Origin of the sequence: Selenomonas ruminantium subsp. ruminantium ATCC 12561, from assembly GCF_000424065.1 — a bacterium.
Lineage (GTDB): Bacteria > Bacillota > Negativicutes > Selenomonadales > Selenomonadaceae > Selenomonas_A > Selenomonas_A ruminantium.
The window spans coordinates 20,363-36,596 of the sequence record NZ_AUJE01000001.1 but is presented as its reverse complement, the minus strand read 5'-3'; the positions used below and the strand labels follow the sequence as shown (position 1 = coordinate 36,596).

Annotated in this window: 16 protein-coding genes; 2 read left to right on the top strand and 14 right to left on the bottom strand. The window is 49.8% G+C overall.

All coding sequences use genetic code 11. The features are described from left to right. Positions 1-47: 47 nt before the first annotated feature. Positions 48-1,394 (bottom strand): branched-chain amino acid transport system II carrier protein, encoded by a 1,347-nt coding sequence (gene brnQ / locus G598_RS0100185; RefSeq protein ID WP_026765222.1) that lies wholly within the window; start codon positions 1,392-1,394, stop codon positions 48-50. 278 nt (positions 1,395-1,672) lie between these two features. On the opposite strand from brnQ, the gene G598_RS0100180 reads away from it, so the two are divergent. Continuing rightward, complete coding sequence (locus G598_RS0100180) at positions 1,673-2,110, top strand: hypothetical protein (protein WP_026765221.1); 438 nt, start codon at positions 1,673-1,675, stop codon at positions 2,108-2,110. A 12-nt stretch (positions 2,111-2,122) separates the two neighbouring features. On the opposite strand, the gene G598_RS16540 is transcribed toward G598_RS0100180, so the two are convergent. Both G598_RS16540 and G598_RS19600 read right to left on the bottom strand, forming a co-directional pair. Continuing rightward, positions 2,123-3,937 (bottom strand): putative bifunctional diguanylate cyclase/phosphodiesterase, encoded by a 1,815-nt coding sequence (locus G598_RS16540; RefSeq protein WP_051179714.1) that lies wholly within the window; start codon positions 3,935-3,937, stop codon positions 2,123-2,125. Positions 3,938-4,162: 225 nt separating this feature from the next. Further along, the gene (locus G598_RS19600) at positions 4,163-4,333 is read right to left on the bottom strand and encodes a hypothetical protein (RefSeq protein WP_169534961.1); all 171 of its coding nucleotides are present in this window, start codon (positions 4,331-4,333) and stop codon (positions 4,163-4,165) included. Positions 4,334-4,491: 158 nt separating this feature from the next. On the opposite strand from G598_RS19600, the gene G598_RS0100165 reads away from it, so the two are divergent. Then, positions 4,492-6,048: an alanine/glycine:cation symporter family protein gene (locus G598_RS0100165; RefSeq protein ID WP_026765220.1), complete on the top strand. Its 1,557-nt coding sequence runs from the start codon at positions 4,492-4,494 to the stop codon at positions 6,046-6,048. A gap of 63 nt (positions 6,049-6,111) precedes the next feature. Here the strand turns inward: G598_RS0100165 and G598_RS0100160 are convergent, their stop codons facing one another. The 11 genes from G598_RS0100160 to G598_RS0100110 all read right to left on the bottom strand — a co-directional run bounded on the left by G598_RS0100160 (position 6,112) and on the right by G598_RS0100110 (position 16,199). Then, positions 6,112-6,555: a F0F1 ATP synthase subunit epsilon gene (locus G598_RS0100160; protein WP_026765219.1), complete on the bottom strand. Its 444-nt coding sequence runs from the start codon at positions 6,553-6,555 to the stop codon at positions 6,112-6,114. Positions 6,556-6,558: 3 nt separating this feature from the next. After that, the gene (gene atpD / locus G598_RS0100155; protein ID WP_026765218.1) at positions 6,559-7,971 is read right to left on the bottom strand and encodes a F0F1 ATP synthase subunit beta; all 1,413 of its coding nucleotides are present in this window, start codon (positions 7,969-7,971) and stop codon (positions 6,559-6,561) included. Positions 7,972-7,994: 23 nt separating this feature from the next. Continuing rightward, positions 7,995-8,846, bottom strand: a complete 852-nt coding sequence (atpG, locus tag G598_RS0100150) for an ATP synthase F1 subunit gamma (protein WP_026765217.1) — start codon at positions 8,844-8,846, stop codon at positions 7,995-7,997. 20 nt (positions 8,847-8,866) lie between these two features. After that, entirely contained in the window at positions 8,867-10,384 is a 1,518-nt protein-coding gene (gene atpA, locus G598_RS0100145) for a F0F1 ATP synthase subunit alpha (protein ID WP_026765216.1), read from the bottom strand. A gap of 23 nt (positions 10,385-10,407) precedes the next feature. After that, positions 10,408-10,950, bottom strand: coding sequence for an ATP synthase F1 subunit delta (atpH, locus tag G598_RS0100140; RefSeq protein ID WP_026765215.1), 543 nt, complete (start codon positions 10,948-10,950; stop codon positions 10,408-10,410). Then, positions 10,944-11,447 (bottom strand): F0F1 ATP synthase subunit B, encoded by a 504-nt coding sequence (gene atpF / locus G598_RS0100135; RefSeq protein ID WP_026765214.1) that lies wholly within the window; start codon positions 11,445-11,447, stop codon positions 10,944-10,946. The genes atpH and atpF overlap by 7 nt, the downstream gene beginning before the upstream one ends. Positions 11,448-11,486: 39 nt before the next feature. Then, positions 11,487-11,738 (bottom strand): F0F1 ATP synthase subunit C, encoded by a 252-nt coding sequence (gene atpE, locus G598_RS0100130; RefSeq protein WP_014423513.1) that lies wholly within the window; start codon positions 11,736-11,738, stop codon positions 11,487-11,489. 47 nt (positions 11,739-11,785) lie between these two features. Beyond that, positions 11,786-12,460, bottom strand: a complete 675-nt coding sequence (atpB, locus tag G598_RS0100125) for a F0F1 ATP synthase subunit A (protein ID WP_014423512.1) — start codon at positions 12,458-12,460, stop codon at positions 11,786-11,788. 35 nt (positions 12,461-12,495) lie between these two features. Continuing rightward, a complete protein-coding gene (locus G598_RS0100120; protein WP_245582711.1) occupies positions 12,496-12,843 on the bottom strand; it encodes a hypothetical protein in 348 nt (115 codons plus the stop codon). Positions 12,844-13,252: 409 nt separating this feature from the next. Then, positions 13,253-13,714, bottom strand: coding sequence for an Hsp20/alpha crystallin family protein (locus tag G598_RS0100115; protein ID WP_026765212.1), 462 nt, complete (start codon positions 13,712-13,714; stop codon positions 13,253-13,255). A 169-nt stretch (positions 13,715-13,883) separates the two neighbouring features. Further along, a complete protein-coding gene (locus G598_RS0100110) occupies positions 13,884-16,199 on the bottom strand; it encodes an ATP-binding protein (RefSeq protein WP_026765211.1) in 2,316 nt (771 codons plus the stop codon). Positions 16,200-16,234: the final 35 nt, after the last annotated feature.

Genomic DNA, 16,234 nt, shown 5'->3' with positions numbered 1-16,234 from the left:
GGGAAACAACGCCTTTTTATAAGACACAGCTTAATTGTATATAATTTTTACTGTTCTGCCGTCAATGCATCATTATCGCGGGCATCACGGAAAGAAGACACAACCCAGCCCAAACCAGCTGCCACTACAGCCGGTACAAACCAGCCCATACCGATATCATAGAACGGAACATACGCGGTCAGCACGTCCGTCAATGCCGGGAACTTGATGCCAGCCGCAGCCAGACCGTCCAGCACAGCAAAGAACAAGGTCACATTGATGGCCAGACGATAAATGCTGTAACGCCAGCCGATAATGCCATCAAAGAGGGAAAGTACCACGAATACGATAACCAGCGGATAAATCGCTACGAGGAAAGGTACCGAAAGGGAGATAATCTGCGTCAGCCCCACATTGGATACCACAAAGCTGAACGCCGTGGACACCTGCACGAGACGGGCATAGGAAATGCGATTGTTCGACAGCTTGTTAAAGTACCAGGCCGTACCGGAAATCATACCGCAGGAGGTCGTCAGACAAGCCAGAGCAATGATGAACGCCACCAGCAGGTTGCCTGCCGGACCAAAGAATATGCCTACAGCCCCAGCCAAGAGCTGGCCGCCGTTTTCCACACCGCCCAGTACGCTGGCGCTCGATGCGCCGATGTAAGCAAGTGAACCATAAACCAAAGTCATCAAAGCTACCGTGATAAAACCGGAGATGATGCAGATTTTGCTGACGGATTTGTTATCCGTCGTGCCGCGCATGCGGATGGCATTAACCACAATGGTACCAATGGACAAGGACGCCAAAAGGTCCATCGTCTGATAGCCGTCCTGGAATCCCTGGGAGAACGGAGCCGTGATATAAGCGCCCGTTGCATCGAGCACTTCGCCCAGCGGCGTTACAAAGGACTTCACAAACAGAATAACCAGGAAAATCAAGAGTGCTGGCGTCAGCATCTTGCCTACACGGTCAATGAGTTTGTTCGGCGTCATGGCCAGATAATAGGTAGCGCCAAAGAAGAACATCGTGTAGATGAACTGGCCCAGAGTCAAATCTTCTGCAGCCAGGAAGGGACGAATACCGATTTCAAAGGATACTGCCCCAGTACGCGGTACTGCAAACACAGGGCCAATGGTCAGATAGAGGATAACGAGCAGTGCCGTAGCCAGCCACGGATAGGTTTTGCGGTTCATAAACTCCACATATTTACCGCCCTGCATGGCAATGGCGGTAATACCCAAAAGCGGCAGTCCTACGCCTGTTACCAAAAAGCCCATCATGGCAATAATGCTGTTTGAGCCGGCAGCCTGCCCCAAGGCAGGCGGAAAAATCAGATTGCCCGCCCCAAAAAAGATAGAAAACATCATCAGGCCGACGGTCAGGATTTCGCCTTTGCTCATTCGCTTCATACTTACTCACACTCTTTTCTTACAAAATACACCTTTTGTCCACTCACAATGCACGCAAGTGAACATATAAAAAGCCCATGTCCCACTTTCCCGGACATGAACTCCAAGGTTCACCTTCGTTTTAGGATAGGTGTATTATAGCACAAAGACAAAAGACATTGCAAGAGCCTTTTTGTATTTTCAGTGTAAACTCGTAAACTTTTATTTCCTAGATATATCTGTTATACTGTAAACAAAATTGTCCACGAAAATACATAGATTTAAGGAGGAAATGCAAAATGGCCGAAGATAACGCAGAAAAAAAAGAACTTGACCCGCTGATTACCCAGCCCCACGGCGTGGAACAGCAAGCCAAGATGGAAATTGTCCATATGATTCACAGCGGGGAATCCCCCTTTGACATCATCTACCATATCGCCAAGCGGCTGGAAAAATCCTCCGGCGAACCGGGTTATGCCCAGTATGTAGAAGACCAGATACGCGCCGTCTACGGTTTCGCTTTAGAACATGTAAAACCCATGAAAGACGAGCTGCGCGATGTCGAGGAACGTTTGGAACGCATCAAAAAATCCTATGAGAATCCCGACTTCACCGAAGAAGAACACGTTCGCATAGGTTTTGCCATCGAGCGCCACAAGAAAAATATCGAACGGCTCAAAATCATGATTCAAAAGGCCGAAGCCGACCATGCCGACATGAACATCACCAAAAATTGACAAAGCCGCTGCTCACCAAAGAGCAGCGGCTTCTTCCTTTATTTTTTTCTCAATTGCAGCAACCCGCTCCGGTGCAATTTCCCGAAGTTCCTCCATCAGCATACTCAATTGACTGGAAAGCGTAAGCACCGTTCCACTATCAGACTCCGAATAAAGAACTTCCCGGCGTTCCACCACAAAATCGTTTTTAATGAGCTCCCGGTAATCTTCACCAGGCACTGGTTCTGAGAAAAAATATCCCTGGACAAACTCACAGCCAATCAACCGCAAAAAATCTACCTGCTTTTGGGTTTCCACCCCTTCGGCAATCACCAGCAAATCCAGCCTTTTGCCCATACGCACGATGGAATCCAAAATATTGTCCGCCCGGCCATTTTCTACGCCCTTGGAATCCGACAAGAACCGCAAATCGATTTTCAGCACATTCACCGGCAAATCCTTCAACATATTCAATGAAGAATAACCGCTGCCAAAATCGTCCATTAAAATGACAAAGCCTTTAGCCTGCAGCTCGCCGATGATTTCAATAATCTGCTGGGGATTTTCCACATAGGCACTTTCCGTAAGTTCCAATTCCAACAGGCGCGGGTCAAGATTGTATTTTTTCGTCAAATCCTCAAACACCTGTACCAAATTGGGGCTATAAAAATCCACCCGGGATACGTTGATGGATACCGGCAAAACCGTACGCCCCTCATCAATATCCGCACGCAGCTGCTGACAAACCTTCTCCCAGACGTATTTATCCAGTTGATAGATAAAGCCATTCTGCTCAAATATCGGCACAAACCTGGCGGGGGAAATAAAGCCCAGCTTGGGGTGTGCCCAGCGCACCAGGGCCTCAGCCCCCACAATCGTTTCCGTAAGCAAATCGTACTTAGGCTGATAGTAGACAATAAACTCCTCCCGCTCCAGGGAGCCGTTCATATTGTTGACGATGACCTGCTCATTGACGATATTGGCCCGCATGTCTTCTTCATACACGCCACAGACCGCCAAGCCATTACGAGAAGCCTTAAAGAGCGCCATCGCTGCCCTGTCCAGCATGGAATTAACAGACAGATTCCTGTCCTTGACCGTATACACACCAAAATAAAAATCAATGCGATAATCCAAGGCAAAGGACACCGCCAGCATCTGCAACGAATGAATCAGATGCTCCCGCAGATTGCCCCGCGTTGGATAACACAACAAGAAATTATCCGCATATAGCCGCCCATAAACACAGGGCGTGAGCTGAATGCTGGACAGAAACTGCGCCACATACCGCAGTAGTTTATCCCCCATCTCTTCACCGAACAAGTCATTGATGACCTTAAAGCGGGCAATGTTAAAGCGCATAATCTCAAATTCCGTATCAGGATATTGCGCCAGCACATCAGCGACATTCCGGCAAAAGGCTTTTTTATTGTAAAGATTGGTCAGCCGGTCATAATGCAGGTTATACAAAAAACTGGCAAAGCCACGCTGCACATTGATGCCGCAAAGCAAACAGCCGTTTTCCGTATCCCGGAACATCATCAGCAGGCGGTGTGTGACATGTCTGCGGTTATGGGTAGAAAATTCTACCGCTGCCCGTATCGTAAAGCCTTGGGCAGTACCTACCTCTCCACAGGCAAGTTTACGCACCTTGACCATGGATAATTTATTCCGGTTAGCCGCCAGGAACTCCATGACCCCGTCCCGCCCTTGAACGTAACTTAATGACCCCACACCAAAGGCGATGGCGTCCTCGGCCAGCAAGTCATAAATTCCCGTGGTACTGCCAGACTCGTAATAATCCCGGATAAACTTGTTTACCAGCCTCGTAATTTCACTGCGCTCCATTCACCATCGTCCCTTTCAGGATAATCTTACTAGCATTAGTATATCATATCCATTCTCAAAAATGTGCCTGAAAATTTTCCTTGGCACCAAAGTGATACAATTACGAAAGTAACAATACGCCCGCTGACAGCCATTCCATCGACAACGGGCGTATTTCCATTTACCATGAGCAAATACCTGCTTCTTCTGCTTTACACGCACAGTCAAATCTTCATAAATAAGACTTCATGATACGCCGACTTTTCTTTCCGCATACTCCTGTGCATTTTGTATCTGTATCACTGCCACAGCCAGCAAACCAGCCGCCAGCATCCCATAATCTTTTATTAATAATTCGTCAGAACGTTTATTTTTCCTGCTCATATATACAAAATCTACTAAGTCTTTTTCCACCATTTCACACCATAAATGCCATCAATCAACATGCGCACAGACTACAAAATACACAGCACAAACACCAATATCCATATTATATTGGGTATGCTACAATTTAGATAGCAATTCCGGCAGTCAGACGCCTGCTTATCTAAACATGTCACAGGAGGTCTTTATTCATGTATGAACTAATCAGCAGTATATGTGCTGTCTTCCAAAATCTTGCCGATTTGGTCTGGGGGTTCCCGACCAACTTGAATTGGTACGCCCAGATCCCTATTATCGGTGAATTGCCATTGGTCATCATTCTCTTAGTGGGAACTGGCATTTATTTCACCCTGCAGTTGGGTTTTGTGCAGGTCAAATATTTCCGCTATGGTCTGAACACCCTGATACATAGCCAAAAGACGGAGCAGGGCATCAGCCCTTTGGCCTCATTCCTTCTCTCTACGGCGATGCGCGTAGGCCCCGGAAATATCCTGGGCGTGACCGGGGCCGTTTCCACCGGCGGGCCAGGTGCCCTGTTCTGGATGTGGTTCTCCGCCTTCTTCGGCATGGCTACAGCTTTTGTGGAATCCACCCTATCGCAGATTTACAAGGACAAACAGGGAGATGAATATGTCGGCGGCCTCCCCTGCTATGGCCGCAAACTTTTGGGTGGTGCGGCCATCATCGGCGGGACTTTGAGCCTGCTGTATATCGTCTATGCCCTGCTCTGCATTCCAGCCCAAGGCTTCAATACCATATCGGCCATGACGGCCATTACGCAGAATATAACAGGCATGAAGCTGGCCGCTGACAGCACGCTTGTCTGGATTTTCTTCCTGCTGCTGATGGGCGTGACCACGTTCTCCATCTTCGGTGGACTGCGCCGTATTACCCAAATCACCGATGTACTTGTGCCCATCATGGCCGTTATCTATGTGGCCGCCGTTGTGATTATGGTTGCCCTGAATCTTGACCGCCTGCCCTGGTTCTTCTATGCGGTCGTAACCGAAGCCTTCCACCCCGAGCCAATCTTCGGCGGCGCTTTGGGTATTGCCCTCTCACAGGGTATCAAACGCGGTCTCATGAGCAACGAAGCCGGACAGGGCACGCTTTCCATGCCCGCTGCGGTCTCCCATGCCAAACATCCCTGCGACCAAGGCATCATTCAGGCTATCGGCGTCTTCCTCGACACCATGGTCATCTGCACGCTGACGGGTTTCGTCCTCATCATGGGACAGGCCTGGATGGGCAATGGCTCTGCGGCCTGGATGGAACTAGGCCGTCTGGAAAAATTCCTCGCTTCCTGCGCGCAGCTGCTGGGCAGTGGTACCGGTTATGGTCTGGCTACACTCGTCATCAGCATTTGCTTTGGCATCTTCGCCTTCACCTGCCTGTTGGGCTTCCTATCCTTCTCCGAGATATGCGCCCGGCAGATTTCCCATAACAAGATGTTCATTGCCTCCGTCCGTCTGGTGAATTTGACGGTGCTGGCTTTCGGCATGGTCACCAACATTGCCGGCTTTGACCTCAGCGCCCTCTGGAACCTCAGCGACTTTGCCAATATCGTCATGGTCTGCTGCAACTTGCCGCTGCTCTATCTGGGCTTTGGCCAAGTGAAAAAGGCCTTCGCTAATTTCGAAGACCAAAATGAAAAATTCAATTCGGAAACATTTGGTACGCCTGTTCCAGTTTGGGACGAATGCACTGCATCATCAGCTTTACACGTAATAAAGGAGAACCAAAGTTAACCATTTCGTATATACATGAAAACGGCTTGCAGTTCTTTGTAACTGCAAGCCGTCTTTCATTGCTTATTTCAGATTCTCGATTTCCGTTCCCGTAGCACGCAGGCGGGCAATTGCACGCCGCAGGGCCAGCTGGGCACGTTCGATATCGATGTTTCTGGCCTCGTCGCCTCCCTGATGGAAAGCAGCGATACGCTCTTTGGCGCGGTCCATGGCACGCTGGGCACGATTGATGTCGATATCAATCGGCTGTTCAGCTGCCGTGGCCAGCACCGTGATTTTTTCCGGAGTGACTTCCATGAAGCCGCCGGACACAGCGATAAGCTGTTCGTCCCTGTCGGAACCATTGAGACGCACACGCATGGCATGAGGCAAAAGCCCCGTTACCAGAGGAGCGTGTTTGGGGAGGATACCCAGCTCGCCGCCCGTGGAACGGACGATAAGCATACTGATGTCCTCGGCATAAACCACTTTATCCGGGGAGACAATCTCTAGCTGGATCGTAGCCATAGATTATCCCTCCTTTTCCAAGGTCTTTGCTTTCTCCACAGCTTCGTCAATGTTGCCGACCATATAGAAGGCAGCTTCCGGCAGGTCATCGTATTTACCTTCAAGGATTTCCTTGAAGCCGCGCACCGTTTCTTTGAGCGGTACGTATTTACCCGGAGAACCGGTGAATACTTCTGCTACGAAGAACGGCTGAGACAGGAAACGCTGAATCTTACGCGCACGGGATACGGTGAGCTTATCCTCGTCGGACAGTTCTTCCATACCCAGGATGGCGATGATATCCTGCAGTTCCTTGTACTTCTGAAGCACTGCCTGCACGCCGCGAGCCACCTGATAGTGTTCCTCGCCGAGGACTTCGGCATTGAGGATACGACTGGTGGAATCGAGCGGGTCAACGGCGGGATAAATACCCAATTCGGCAATCTGACGGGAAAGTACCGTCGTTGCATCGAGGTGGGTAAATGTACCAGCCGGTGCCGGGTCAGTCAAGTCATCAGCGGGCACGTATACGGCCTGTACGGAGGTGATGGAACCTTCCTTGGTGGACGTAATACGTTCCTGCAGCGCACCGATATCGGTGGTCAGGGTCGGCTGATAACCTACGGCAGACGGCATACGGCCGAGCAGTGCGGACACTTCGGAGCCTGCCTGAATGAAACGGAAGATGTTATCAATGAAGAGCAACACGTCCTGATGCTGAACATCACGGAAGTATTCTGCCATGGTGAGGCCCGTCAGACCTACACGCATACGAGCTCCGGGAGGTTCGTTCATCTGACCGTAAACGAGTGCGGTCTTGCCGATAACCCCGGATTCCTTCATTTCGCCCCAAAGGTCATTACCTTCACGGGTACGTTCACCTACGCCGGCGAATACGGAGTAACCGCCGTGCTCGGTAGCGATGTTATGGATAAGCTCCATGATCAGTACGGTCTTACCTACGCCGGCACCGCCGAAGAGGCCGATTTTACCGCCGCGGGCGTACGGTGCGATAAGGTCAACGACCTTGATGCCCGTTTCGAGTACCTGTGCACTGGTTTCCTGATCTTCAAATTCCGGAGCAGGACGATGAATCGGCCAATACTCAGCGGCCTTGACCGGAGTGGGGTCCTTATCCACAGTCTGGCCCAGTACGTTGAAGATACGGCCCAGCGTGCCTTCACCAACGGGAACGCTAATTGGAGCGCCGGTATCTTCGGCGTCCATCCCGCGGGTGAGACCATCGGTAGAGCTCATAGCGATGCAGCGGGTCACGCTGTCGCCGAGGTGCTGCATGACTTCAACCACGAGGTCGATGTCCACTTCACCGGCTTTGCCCTTGATGGTGATTGCGTTCAATATTTCCGGCAGTTCGCCAGCCGGGAATTCAATATCTACGACAGGTCCGATAACCTGTACGACTTTACCTTTTGCCAATGGTAAACCTCCTTACGATGCCCTTATTTCAGAGCTTCGGCACCGCCAACGATCTCGGTGATTTCGTTGGTGATACCTGCCTGACGTACCTTGTTGTAGTAGAGGTCCAGTTTGCTGATAAGCTCTTCTGCATTGTCCGTTGCATTGCTCATGGCGTTCATGCGGGAGCTGAGTTCGCTGGCCGCAGACTGCAGGAGCGCTGCATAGATGGTGGTATAGAGATACTGCGGAAGCAGGCTTCCGAGTACCGTGGCGGCATCCGGTTCATAGATGTACTCGGTAACCGGGCCTTCCGTGCCTTCTTCCGCCTCAAAGGGCAGGAGCTTGAGCACCTGCGGCTCGCAGTTGATTGCCGAGATAAACTTCGTATAAACCATCTGCACTTCCCGGATTTCTCCGGTCTTAAAGCGTTCCACCAAATCATCGGCCAGTTTCTTGGCCAAATCAAAGTTGGGGCGTTCGCTGACGCCGATAACGCTCTTTACCACATCGTAACCACGATTCTTGAAGTGGCTGCTACCCTTGCGGCCCACAATGACCATCGGGGTATTTTTCTTGTCCTCCACCAGTGCTTCCGCTGCCTTGCAGGCATTGGACGAATAAGCACCGGCAAGGCCCTTGTCACTGGTGACAAGCAAAATGAGCTTTTTGCCGTCCTCATGCTTAGTCAGCAGGGGATGAGAAAAATCATTTCCCGCGGTAGCAGCAATCTGCTGTACCACCTGCACGACCTTTTCTGCATAAGGTTTGTTGGCAAGTGCTGCCTCTTTGGCATGACGGAGACGCGAAGTCGCCACCATGTTCATGGCACTGGTTATCTGCTTGGTACTCTTTACGCTCTTAATGCGATGGCGGATGTCCTGTAAACTAGCCAAAAAGAATCACCTCGCTAACCTTATGCCATTTTGTATGTTACAGTTTCCTTGAATTCTTCGATAGCTTTCGAAAGATCTGCCTCAATGGCATCATCAAGTTTCTTCTGTTCGGCAATCTTAGCCCCGATATCCGGATGCTGCGCACGCATGAACTTCAGGAAGTCATTGTGGAACTCAACCACACGCTCTACCGGAATATCGGCCAGGAAACCGCGGACAGCGGTGAAAATCACCATAACCTGTTCCTGTACGAGGAGCGGGCTGTACTGTGCCTGTTTCAGGGTTTCAACCATGCGGGCACCACGGTCGAGCTGTGCCTTGGTGGCTTTATCGAGATCAGATGCAAACTGGGCAAAAGCGGCCAGTTCGCGGTACTGTGCAAGGTCAAGACGCATGGTACCAGCAACCTGCTTCATGGCTTTAATCTGTGCCGAACCACCTACACGGGATACGGACAGACCCACGTTGATAGCCGGACGGATACCGGAATAGAAGGCATCGGATTCCAGCATGATCTGTCCATCGGTGATGGAGATAACGTTGGTCGGAATGTACGCAGAAACGTCACCAGCCTGCGTTTCGATAATCGGCAGAGCCGTAATCGAACCGCCGCCCAGTTCGTCACTGAGTTTTGCAGCACGTTCCAAAAGACGAGAATGCAGATAGAATACATCACCTGGATATGCTTCACGTCCGGGCGGTCTTCTGAGCAGCAGGGACATAGCACGGTATGCAGCTGCATGCTTCGTCAAATCATCGTATACGCAGAGGCAGGCCTTGCCCTGATACATGAAGTGTTCAGCCATGGCAACACCGGCATACGGAGCCAGGTACTGCAGCGGAGCGCTGTCAGCAGCCGTAGCGGCTACGACGATGGTGTACTTCATAGCGCCGGCTTCTTCGAGCGTTTTCACCACACGGGCTACCGTGGAAGCCTTCTGACCGATGGCTACATAGACACAGATACAATCCTGGCCCTTTTGGTTGAGGATGGTATCAACAGCGATTGCCGTCTTACCGATACCACGGTCACCGATGATGAGTTCGCGCTGGCCGCGGCCGATAGGTACGAGGGCATCGATAGCCTTGAGACCTGTCTGCAGCGGTTCATGTACGGACTTGCGGTCAGCAATACCCGGTGCGCGGTACTCAACCGGACGGAACGTGTCGGCTTTGATGTCGCCCTTGCCATCGATAGGACGGCCGATAGCGTCAACAACGCGGCCAATCATGGCTTCGCCTACGGGAACCTGCATAATCTTGCCCGTACGCTTAACCTGTGCGCCTTCCTTAATCTGGGTTTCGCCGCCCAGGATAACGGCACCTACATTGTCCTGTTCAAGGTTCAGGACCAAACCAAATATATCATTACCAAAATCCAACAGCTCACCGGCCATGGCTTTTTCGAGGCCATGAATATGGGCGATACCGTCACCGATTTCGATAACCGTGCCAACCTCATCGACGTTCAAGTCTACTTCGTAGTTCTTGATTTGGTCTTTGATGATGGCCGTTATTTCTTCCGGATTCATTTTCATAACTTAGCTGTCACCCCAGTTTCTCACTTGCTCGTCAGTAATTCTTTTTGCAGCGCCTGGAGGCGTCCGGCCACACTGCCGTCGATACGGCGGTCACCGATTTTGACCACGACACCGCCCAAAAGGGCCTTGTTTTCGTGGAGGCGGAGTTCCACCTTTTTCCCCGTAACTGCTTCAAGTTTAGCGGCGATTTTCTTCTGCTGTGCTTCCGTTGCCGGCTGAGCCGTGGTCACATCGGCAATGACAATGCCTTGGGCGGCATTAGCCATTTCCCTGAACTGTTCCGCAATAACGGACAGCAGGGCAAAGCGGCGCTTGTCCACCAGAAGAAGCAGGAAGTGGTAGATGCTCTGGGAAAGTTCCCCTTCATACATCTTCTTAACCAGTTCCTTTTTCGCTTTGCGCTCCACCTGTGGGTTAGCAAAGAAGGATACCGCAGCCGGTACTGTTTCGAGGTCTTTTTTGACCTGCAGAAGTTCCTTGCCGTACTGGGCTAATTTACCTTCTTCCTGCGCCAGTTCAAAAATCGCCCGGGAATATTTATGTGCAAGCTGTAAGTTTAGCATGGCAAATCACCAATCTTGTCCTTGTCCAGCTTATCCACAAATTCCGCGATAAGCGCTTCATTTTCAGCCGAATCCATATTCTTGGCGATGATTTTGCTGGCAGCAGCCATGGAAAGCGCCACCATTTCGGTGCGCAGTTTTTCAACAGCTTTTGCGCGGTCACGCTCAATATCGGCCTGAGCAGATTTCTTCATCTGCTCAATATCGGCTTTAACCTTCTGCTCCTCTGCCTCGCGGAACTCGGCAGCACGCTTTTCAGCATTCTTCTGAATTTCTTCAGCTTTTGCGGTAGCGGCAGCCAGTTTCGCCTTGTACTGCGCCAGCAGCTTGTCTGCTTCTGCCGCATCGGCATCGGCTTTATCAAGGCTTTCCTGAATCTTATCCTGACGGGCTTTGAGCATGTTGACTACGGGTTTATACGCGAATGCGCGGAGCAAAACAACCAGAATCAGGAAGTTGATGATCTGCGCAAAAAACGTCCCATTTAACTCGATCAATTCCTATGCCCCCTTTTTTATCAACTACATCAAAAGAAATTATTTGATGAGCGGGTTTGCATAGAGCATGATGAGGGCAACAACGGTTGCGATGATAGCCATGGACTCGATCAGACCAACGGAGATAAGGGTGTTGGTGAAGAGCGTGCTCTTTGCTTCCGGCTGGCGGGTGATACCTTCGATGAAACGGCTCGTTACAAGACCATCACCGATACCTGCGCCGATTGCGGCAAGACCCATCGTAATACCTGCGCCAACGAGAGCAGCGGCTACCATAATTGCGTTTTCCATGAAAAAATCCTCCTTAAAACCTTTAACTAAAAAATTCCCAGTTTGTCTTAGCCTTCTTCCTCACTCTTTACTGCATTGGCAAGATATGCCATCGACAGCATGGTGAAGATGAACGCCTGTACCCCGCCGATAAAGATACTGAACGCCAGCCAGATAACTGACGGTATGGGCATCCAAATTGGCATGAGCTGCAGCAGGATGATAATAAGAATTTCACCTGCCAGAATGTTGCCGAATAGACGGAAGGCCAGCGTAATGGGCTTAGCGACTTCCTCTATGGCGTTGATGATGACAAAGACCGGCGTGGGCTGGAAGAAATGTGCGATGTAATGACCGCCCTTCATATAAAGTCCCAAACCGTGCACCATCACAATGACCAAGAGTGCAAGGCCTAACGTGGTGTTCAAGTCATTTGTCGGCGATGCCATCTTTGGGATAAGCCCCAGCCAGTTGGAAACCAGCAGGAACATAAAGAGCGACACGACAAACGGCGCCAAAAAGCGTCCATTCTTGCCCATGGTCGCATCAATCTGTTCATGAAGCCAGACCACGATTGCCTCCACCACATTCTGCCAGCCTTGCGGCACCATCTGCAGATTGCGGGTTGCCAGCACTGCAATGAGCAGCACAATGGCCATCGTAATCCAGGTCATAACCAGAGTCTCCCAATTGAAGGTAAAGCCGGCAAACTGCACTACTTCGCGAACACCGATTTCATGCATATACCTCAACCTCCTCCCAGGAATTCCTGAGTTACTTATTTCGCGCTATTCATGCGGATCATGAGAACCATCGCCCAAGCATAACATAGGACAAACCCCAACGCTACTATGCAAAACACCTGCGTAGAAATCTGGACGGCTGCGAAGAGTACTATAAATAATACCAGCAAACGCAAAACCAGCCCCCAAAGCATCTGCCTTTTCGCATTGCTCGCAGCAGCGTGCGCGGCTCTCCACAGCCGCAAGGACATATTCCCCAAGAATACCAGGCCCGTCACAAAGCCGATGATCAGCGCCCCGATAAGCTCTGTCTGCCCGTTTGCCACGAGCATACTGCCTACCGCCAAGGTGATAACCCCCAACCCCATTATAAGCCTTTTCATGAATATCGGCAAAACTTCTTTCATATTCCTCCTCCGGCAAAAACGCCTGTAAGTTGAATATTAGGCTATTGCCCATCTTTAACAATTCAACATAAAAGTCCAATATCCTTTTTTACCAGAAAAATTTATGAACTTTTTTGCATATTTTTTGCCTGCCCTGAAAGAATCATTTATGCGCTTTTTCTAGCGAAATTATTAATATTTATATTACGATAAATCAATAATCCACTTTTATCTTATTTTGTCACAATGACTATTATAGGCAAATTATTATTAAAAGGCAAGGAATAATTAGAAACAAGTGTAAAATAGTCAGTATAATAATTTATATTTATAATTACATAAAATAAAAAGGCTGTAAAAAATATGTCTAAATGTGCAACATATTTTTTACAACCTTCCGTGTCATTTACCGAATATGAATCGTTGTCGTATGTTCAACTTCTGCTGCCTTTGGCATCTTCACATGGAGTACACCATCTTTGAATTCCGCATCAATACGGCTTTCATCGATATTATCGATGTAGAAGGAACGGCTTACCGAGCCCATGCGGCGCTCACGGCGAATGTAATTGCCCTTGTCATCCTGCTGGTTGTTCTCAGCCTGCTGCTGAGCAGCGATGGTGAGATAACCATTCTGATAACTGAGCTTCACATCTTCTTTCTTCATACCGGGAAGGTCGGCGGTCAGCTCGTAGCTGTCGCCATTGTCCTTGACATCCACCCGCATGCCGCCATTGGAATTAAAACCTGACATGGTGGGGAAGAAATCATCATTGAAGAATGGCTCATTGAAAACGTCCCAAATGCTCTGCGGAGCATTGCCAGATGCCAAATCCTTACGCGTACCAAACGGAACCAAACCAAACATAATCAGCAACCCCTTTCTAAAATCTATACCGGCCAAGGGAGCTTGCTGTGCCTCTCTTGACTATTTGTAACGTTTCTGTAATCCGGTCTTTCTTTTCTCTTTCCTGATTACAATTTTATTATAGCTCAAATAGTCAAAAAGTCAATAGGTCAAAAAGAAAAAAATTATCTTATTGTAAAAGTTTTTGGATTAATCCCCAGTTTTCTTCCTGTGCCGCCGTACGCAGTTCCAGCAGCAAACCAGCTTCGCGCTCCGGCAGCACATAGGCCTCAAGGTTTTCCAACATATAGTCAAGACTTTCCCGCTCACAGGCATCGGCGATTTCCCGCAGAGCGTCCCAGGTTTCTGCCAGTTCCTCTAAGCTAATGGTTTCCTTTTCTTCCTGCTGTACTTTAGCCGTAACCGATTCTCCCCGACGCAGGGGAATCCAGCTGAGCACGCGTTGGTGCAGAACGAAAGATACCTCCGAACCCACACCCAGTTTACTGGAAATTTCCAGACTGCTGCCCATCAGGTTGAGCAGACGCTGACTCACGCTGATGCCGATACCGGTATCGTCCAGTGTGCTGGCTTTTTTATCCACATTCATCGCCAAAATATTTTGCAGTTCAGCCTGCTGTTCTTCGGTCATGCCAATCCCTGTATCCTTGACACGAACTGTCAGCATAGTTTCTGCTGCCCCAATTTTTTCTGCTTTGATCTGCAATGTCACCGCGCCCTGCAAAGTATATTTCAGCCCATTGCCTAAAAGGTTCAACAATATCTGGCGCAGACGCAATTCATCACCATAGAGCACGCTGGGCACTTTGCCCTCCAGTTCCAGATTCAAGGATATGCCCTTTTCCACAGCCCCTTCTGCCAGTTCTTCCCGCAGGGAATCCAGCAGATGGTCCAAACGGTACTCCCCTTCATTGAGCTTGAAATTGCCCGCTTCCATTTCCAAAAAGTCAAATAAACGCTGAATGATGCCATGGACGACTTCGCCTGCCTTGCGTCCTTCCGCCGCATACGCCTTGATGTGCGGCTCATTGCTTTCCTGCAGCACGCGGCGTTCCATCTCCATAACTTTTTGCAATGGTTCCGCAATATCCCGGCTCGCACTGGACAGGAAACGGTATTTATCAATACTGGCTTTTTCAGCCTCCATAGCCATTTGCCGAAGTTCCCGATTCGTTTCCTCCAATTCCTGCGTCACAGCATCCAAAAAAGCTGCCATTCTTACCGACAGCAGTACCGGCGCATTATCTTCCGCCTCTGTCGGCATCTCATAAATTGTAAGCGCCGATTTGCTGTTGCCCTCACGGAAGCCCACAGCCACCAGAGCACAGTTTAAAATGCCGCCCTGTCCCTGATAGTAATAAATCTCACCCGTGCCGCTGCAAGCATTCAGCTGGCTGGCGCTGCGATGATAATAGATGTTTTCCAGCTGAGCCTTGTCCTGCAGGAATATACTGCGCGTACCGCAGATATTGAGATACAATGCCTCGGGAGCAAACTGACTCATTTTCTCACTAGCCAATTCCGTCTCATGCAGGAAATCCTCCTGCACAGCATAAGACAGGCGTACCCGTTCTCCTACCCGCACATCACCGGTAAAGAAAATCCGCCCTTCCTCATCAAATCCCGGCGGTACACGGGCAATCAGGCAGCCGTTCCGGTCAATGACCAAGGGGAATTCAACAATGTTCTGCAAAAAATGATCATCGGGTTTAACCTTCAGGTAATGCCGATAAATATCCACAGCCGGCATACCGTCCAGCTTGCTGATCCCACTGTAGCCCACCGTTTCCGTAATGGTCATTTCCTTCCCCAAAGGCTTCCAACCCAAAGTATAATCTCCGCGGACACTCAGGCTTTCCCCGCTGAACACAACAACCACAATCCCCCGTCTCATCGGTCTGCTGCCATAAACAAACTGATTGGCCTCTTTATTGCCGGGGTCCAGAGAAAACAATGTACTGTTCAGTGCAGCATCTTCAATAGCATCCTCATACATACCTGCTATGCCGCCAAAAACCACCACATTTTCATTGCCCACTACAAAATTGTCGATAAACTTACTCAGTTTCGGTGCCATGACGCCAAGAATCATCGCCGCCCGCACATCGTGCATAGCCGCAACTTTCTGCCCCATTTCCAAACCCAGTCTGCCAAAATCCTCCGGCACACCATCATATTCCAGCAGCCGCACTTTGGCCTTCTGAAAAAACGCACAGTTGATACTCACATAACTGGTCGTTCCCTCCGGATTGAACAGCATTTCCGTCATGCCTGCCACGACTGCTCGCGGCAAAAATTCCCGAATCTTTTCCCGGATTTTTTCTGCCATTTCCATCCCCATATTATGGAACGATAGCTGAATAAAAATCGCATTGGCCTGCTTGCTGGCCGGACGCATGCAAAGTGCCTGTAAAATCTTGTTCAGCTTGCTTTCAAATCCCTGATCTCCTGCTGTCCAATTTAACTTGTAGTTATATTGAATCATTCCCCATCCTCCTTGTGGCAAAAATCCCTTACGGG

What these genes read in the sequence shown, in the direction of transcription:
- brnQ (WP_026765222.1), bottom strand. Translation starts at nt 1,394, where the DNA reads ATGAAGCGAATGAGCAAAGGCGAAATCCTGACCGTCGGCCTGATGATG.
- G598_RS0100180 (WP_026765221.1), top strand. Translation starts at nt 1,673, where the DNA reads ATGGCCGAAGATAACGCAGAAAAAAAAGAACTTGACCCGCTGATTACC.
- G598_RS16540 (WP_051179714.1), bottom strand. Translation starts at nt 3,937, where the DNA reads ATGGAGCGCAGTGAAATTACGAGGCTGGTAAACAAGTTTATCCGGGAT.
- G598_RS19600 (WP_169534961.1), bottom strand. Translation starts at nt 4,333, where the DNA reads ATGGTGGAAAAAGACTTAGTAGATTTTGTATATATGAGCAGGAAAAAT.
- G598_RS0100165 (WP_026765220.1), top strand. Translation starts at nt 4,492, where the DNA reads ATGTATGAACTAATCAGCAGTATATGTGCTGTCTTCCAAAATCTTGCC.
- G598_RS0100160 (WP_026765219.1), bottom strand. Translation starts at nt 6,555, where the DNA reads ATGGCTACGATCCAGCTAGAGATTGTCTCCCCGGATAAAGTGGTTTAT.
- atpA (WP_026765216.1), bottom strand. Translation starts at nt 10,384, where the DNA reads ATGAAAATGAATCCGGAAGAAATAACGGCCATCATCAAAGACCAAATC.
- atpH (WP_026765215.1), bottom strand. Translation starts at nt 10,950, where the DNA reads ATGCTAAACTTACAGCTTGCACATAAATATTCCCGGGCGATTTTTGAA.
- atpE (WP_014423513.1), bottom strand. Translation starts at nt 11,738, where the DNA reads ATGGAAAACGCAATTATGGTAGCCGCTGCTCTCGTTGGCGCAGGTATT.
- atpB (WP_014423512.1), bottom strand. Translation starts at nt 12,460, where the DNA reads ATGCATGAAATCGGTGTTCGCGAAGTAGTGCAGTTTGCCGGCTTTACC.
- G598_RS0100120 (WP_245582711.1), bottom strand. Translation starts at nt 12,843, where the DNA reads ATGAAAAGGCTTATAATGGGGTTGGGGGTTATCACCTTGGCGGTAGGC.
- G598_RS0100115 (WP_026765212.1), bottom strand. Translation starts at nt 13,714, where the DNA reads ATGTTTGGTTTGGTTCCGTTTGGTACGCGTAAGGATTTGGCATCTGGC.
- G598_RS0100110 (WP_026765211.1), bottom strand. Translation starts at nt 16,199, where the DNA reads ATGATTCAATATAACTACAAGTTAAATTGGACAGCAGGAGATCAGGGA.